The 3,835-nt window shown below is 71.1% G+C and carries 4 protein-coding genes; 1 reads left to right on the top strand and 3 read right to left on the bottom strand.

The window, feature by feature from the left end; genetic code table 11:
* Both G6R25_RS22390 and G6R25_RS22385 read right to left on the bottom strand, forming a co-directional pair.
* Nucleotides 1-1,406 (bottom strand): glycosyltransferase family 39 protein (locus G6R25_RS22390; protein WP_163554470.1); only part of this gene is annotated, 1,406 nt, incomplete at its 3' end.
* 197 nt (nt 1,407-1,603) lie between these two features.
* Nucleotides 1,604-2,668 (bottom strand): dolichyl-phosphate beta-glucosyltransferase, encoded by a 1,065-nt coding sequence (locus G6R25_RS22385; RefSeq protein WP_163554469.1) that lies wholly within the window; start codon nt 2,666-2,668, stop codon nt 1,604-1,606.
* Between the two features lie 211 nt (nt 2,669-2,879).
* Here G6R25_RS22385 and G6R25_RS22380 point away from each other — a divergent pair, with 211 nt between their 5' ends.
* Nucleotides 2,880-3,257, top strand: a complete 378-nt coding sequence (locus G6R25_RS22380; RefSeq protein WP_136449376.1) for a PPOX class F420-dependent oxidoreductase — start codon at nt 2,880-2,882, stop codon at nt 3,255-3,257.
* Nucleotides 3,258-3,400: 143 nt separating this feature from the next.
* Here the strand turns inward: G6R25_RS22380 and G6R25_RS25590 are convergent.
* Nucleotides 3,401-3,835 (bottom strand): DUF6895 family protein (locus tag G6R25_RS25590; RefSeq protein ID WP_205447364.1); only part of this gene is annotated, 435 nt, incomplete at its 5' end.

The following is a 3,835-nucleotide window of genomic DNA, read 5'->3' as shown; positions in this document are numbered from 1 at the left end:
GCCAGGGCCAACGCGACGATGAGCACGACCCAGCGCAGGGCGGGCAGCCAGGTGGGCACCCGGTCGAGCAGCACGAAGCTCCAGGCGCCGGTCAGCGCGATTATGGCGGCGAGCGACGCCCGCGCCGGGAGCTGGGCACGGTCGCGCCACAGCGAGGTCCCACCGGCGGCGACGAGCGCGGCGATCGCCGGCGCCAGGGCGACGGTGTAGTAGGGATGGATGATCCCGTTCATGAAGCTGAACACCAGACCGCTGACGACGAGCCAGCCGCCCCACAGCACCAGCGCGGCCCGCGCCGGATCGGTGCGGGGTGCCCGCCTGGTCCGCCACAGTCCGACGACCAGCACGAGCAGGGCCGCGGGGAGCAGCCAGGAGATCTCCGAGCCCATGCTCGCTCCGAACAGCCGGGTGATCCCGGTCGCGCCACCGAAGCCGGTGTTCGCCCCACCGCCCATCCCGCCACCGCCGGCCCCGCTGCCAGAGGAGCCGAAGATGCGGCCGAGACCGTTGTAGCCCAGCGCCAACTGCAGCAGGCTGTTGTCGGTGGAACCGCCGATGTAGGGGCGGGACGAGGCCGGCCACAGGTCGACCAGGACGACGTACCACCCGGCCGAGACGACGATCGCCCCGGCCGCGCCGGCCAGGTGCACCACCCGGCGCCGTAGCCCCGTCGGCGCGGCGATCAGATATGCTAGGCCGAGCCCCGGGACGGCCAGCAGCGCCTGCGCCAGCTTGGTGAGGAAGCCGAAGCCGATGCAGGTTCCGGCGAGCATCAGCCAGCGGGCGCTGGCCCGCTCGGTTACCCGGACCGTGCAGTAGGCCGCGGCGACGAGGAGCAGCGTCAGCAGGGCGTCCGGGTTGTTGAAGCGGAACATCAGCGCGGCGACCGGAGTCAGCGCGAACGCGGCGCCCGCGAGCAGCCCGGCGGCGGCGCCGGCGTTGCGCCGGACCGTCGCGTACAGTAGCCCGACGGCCGCGACGCCCTCGATCGCCTGCGGGGTGAGCACGGACCAGGACGAGAAGCCGAAGACCCGCGCGGACAGTCCGGAGATCCACAGCGACGCTGGCGGCTTGTCGACGGTGATCGCGTTGCCGGCGTCCAGCGAGCCGAACAGCAGCGCCTTCCAGCTCTGCGATCCCGCCTGGGTCGCCGCCGCGTAGAAGCTGTTGCCGTAGCCGGACGCGCTGAGATTCCACAGGTAGAGCAGCGCCGTCCCGGCGAGCAGGCCCAGCAGCGCCGGCCGGACCCACACCGGATCACCGGCCGGCCCCCGGGCCAGCCGCCCGTGCCCCCTGCCCGGCGGCGGAGGCGGCGGCGGTTCGGCCCATCGCCCGCCGGTCGAGCCCGGCCGCGGGGTGAGCCGGATCGTGTCGGACTGGTCGACATCGGATGCGGTGGTCGTCATCGAGCAAACTCCAGAGTCTGTCGCGGGTACGCGTCGCCTCCCGACGAACTTCCTTGCCTTTCCAGAGGGACGAAACGGACGCGAAAGCCTCTGGATAGGCAAGGAAACCGTCCCGGGCGGGCCAGGTTGAGGTCGGTCGCGCCGCCGGTACTGCGGCCGACGTTCAACGCGGGAGATGTGCGGGGGCGCGAGCGGGTTCAGCGCGGGGTGCCGGCGCCAGCCGAGGCGGTCGCCCGATCGGCGGCCGGGGGAGTGGTGCGGTCGTGCTGGTCGTGCTGGCTGGGCTGGTGCTTCGGGGTGACGTCCGGGTAGGGCGGCTGGTCGGTGAGCGGTGCGGTGGAACCCCGGTCGAGCGGGCCGCGGCCGACCCAGGAGCGCAGGTGCGCGACGGGCACGGTGCCGCTGGCGATCGCGCGGCGGACCCGCACGATGCCCCGCAGGTCGGCCAGCGCGGTGGCGACGATGTCGACGCTGCTGTCCGGATCGTCCACCCAGTCCACCGGCACCTCGTGCACCCGCAGCCCGCAGCGTTCGGCCAGGACGAGCAGCTCGGTGTCGAAGAACCAGCCGGTGTCGGCGACGTGCGGCAGCAGGTGCGCGGCGACGTCGGCGCGGATCGCCTTGAAGCCGCACTGAGCGTCGCGGAACCGCACCCGTAGCAGCCAGCGCAGCAGCAGGTTGTAGCAACGAGAGATGATCTCCCGTTTCGGCCCGCGCACCACCCGTGCCCCGCGACTCAACCGGCTGCCGACGGCGACGTCGGAATGCCCGGAGATCAGTGGCGCGACCAGGGGGAGCAAGGCGCTCAGATCGGTCGACAGATCGACGTCGGTGTAGGCGAGGACGTCGGCGTCCGAGGCGGACCACACCGCGTGCAGCGCCCGTCCCCGCCCCTTGAGCTCGAGGTGGTCGACGGCGACGCCGGGCAGCTCGGCGGCCAGGGCGCGGGCCAGCGGCAGGGTCCCGTCCGTGCTGGCGTTGTCCGCGATCGTGATCCGGAACGGGTACGGGAACCGTTCGAGGAGAAAGGCGTGCAGCCGCCGGATGGACGGCCCGAGATCCCGCTCCTCGTTGTAGACCGGCACCACCATGTCCAGGACCGGATGATCCGCCCGGCGCGGCGACGGACGCCGTCCCATCACCGGTTGGTCGGATCCGCCACCCCGGTCGGCATGTCCAGCGGACGGCCGGGTCGGCGAGATCGAGGAGTTCGGCCGTGACGGCACGGCCCGGGCGGCGTCGGGAATCAACCGGAGTGTCATGCCCTCAAGGTCGGCCTCGCGCCTGCGCGGACCCTGTGCCACCCCTGTGTGATCCCTGTGAGCCTCGCCGCCCGCCTCTGCCCGGTCGAAGCCGCCGAACCAGGCGTGGTCAACCGGCAGGTATGCCCGGCGAGTGCGGGGCCGACGATCGGTGGCCTGCGCGATAATGCCGTGTCCGGACGGGTTGGCGACGACAGGTGGGATCAGCTCGATGGCCGTGCTTGACCAGCAAGTTCGTGCGTTGTTCGACGGTCGGAACTTCCCGGTCGTGGCGACGGTCGACCCCGACGGAACTCCACGATCCTCCGTGGTATGGATCAAGAGGGACGGCGACGAGCTGCTGTTTTTCACCCTCGCCGGGCGGACGAAGGAACGCAACCTCAGCCGTGACCCCCGGATCAGCGTCTCCATCTTCGACGCGGCGAACCCGTACTTCTCGGCGGAGATCCGGGGCACCGCGAAGGTGATCCGGGAGGGCGCTGCCGAGCTCGGCCGCAAGTATCTCGGCAAGCCCAATCAGCCGGCGGACGGCCTGCCCCGGGTGGTCGTGCGGATCGTGCCGGAGTCGGTGGCGGTGTTTCGGAACTGACCGGATCGACTGGGCCGCACCCCAGCCCGCCGTCGCTCGGCTTCCCAACGCGGAACTAGATGAATCGGCGTAACGAACCACACTTGCCGACCCTCACGGTGCTGTCTCGGAGGTCGGGAACACCCTGCCTCAGCGCCACGGTGTCATCTTTCGCTGCCCTGGGCCCTGGTTCCCGTCGCCAGTTCACCCTCCGCGAGAACGGCGAGCGTGACGATGGTCGCGTGGTACCTGTCCTTGAACCCGAGCCCGGACCGGGACCCTGGTTCGGCGCCGTCGGCGGATGGCGGCCGCACGGGTACGCTGCCTTGCTCCTGCGCAATCGCGGCCAGCGCAGAGACTCCGGTCAGGAAAGCGGCGGAGATACCGGAACCGGACCACGCCATGCTGGCCAGGAGTTCGGCGGCGATGTCATAGTCACGAGTGGCCAGACGCGCCGCGGCACACGAACCGAGAACACAGCCTATCGGAGCGGGGAAGGCAGCCGGCCAGGAGACCTCGCGAGCGCCGAACCTCGTCGCATAAAAAATCATGTGTGTGATGGTGTAAAGCCATGACGACTTCGCCGCGGCGCCGACTCC

It is taken from the genome of Candidatus Frankia alpina (assembly GCF_902806485.1).
GTDB classification, from domain to species: domain Bacteria; phylum Actinomycetota; class Actinomycetes; order Frankiales; family Frankiaceae; genus Frankia; species Frankia alpina.
Note: the sequence above shows the minus strand (reverse complement) of the source record. Positions and strands in the feature narration are given on the sequence as shown.